At 67.0% G+C, this 778-nt stretch carries 1 protein-coding gene; it reads left to right on the forward strand.

Annotated features, from left to right (window positions below; genetic code table 11):
* Positions 1-741, forward strand: a 741-nt coding sequence (locus ACSIH6_RS39350; protein WP_435113982.1) for an IS256 family transposase, incomplete at its 5' end; no start/stop codon positions are given.
* Between the last annotated feature and the right edge of the window lie 37 nt (positions 742-778).

The following is a 778-nucleotide window of genomic DNA, read 5'->3' on the forward strand; positions in this document are numbered from 1 at the left end:
CCGGTGCTGTTCGTCGACGCGATCAACGTCAAGATCCGTGACGGCCAGGTCGCCAACCGGCCCATCTACGTGGTGCTCGGTGTCACGGCCGAGGGCGAGCGCGACATCCTGGGGCTGTGGGCCGGCGACGGCGGCGAGGGCGCCAAGCACTGGGCGCACGTGTTCACCGAGCTCAAGAACCGCGGCGTGGCCGACGTGCTGATGCTGGTCGCCGACGGCCTCAAGGGCATGGTGGAGGCGGTGGAGGCGGTGTGGCCGCGCACGGTGGTGCAGACCTGCATCGTGCACCTGCTGCGTAACAGCTTCCGCTACGCCTCCTACACCGACCGCTCCAAGATCGCTCAGGGGCTGCGGCCTGTCTACACGGCCGCGACCGAGGAGGCCGCCGTGGACCGGTTCGCTGAGTTCAGCGAGCAGTGGGGTGCCAAGTATCCGGCGATCGTGCGGTTGTGGGAGGGGGCGTGGGCGGAGATGGTGCCGTTCCTGGCCTTCGACGTGGAGATCCGGCGGATCGTCTGCACCACGAACGCGATCGAGTCGATCAACGCCCGGATCCGGCGGGCGGTCAAGGCCCGCGGGCACTTCCCCAGCGAGCAGGCCGCGCTCAAGTGCATCTATCTGGCGTTGATGAGCCTGGATCCCAAGGGCACGGGCGCGGTGAAGTGGTCCAGCCGATGGAAGCTGGCGCTCAACGCGTTCGATCTGACCTTCGACGGCAGGTTGACCGCGACACGCCGCTGACCAGGAAAAATAGTTACACCCTTAACTTGACACACCC

Source organism: Nocardiopsis synnemataformans, assembly GCF_965343085.1.
In the GTDB taxonomy this organism is placed as follows: domain Bacteria; phylum Actinomycetota; class Actinomycetes; order Streptosporangiales; family Streptosporangiaceae; genus Nocardiopsis; species Nocardiopsis alborubida.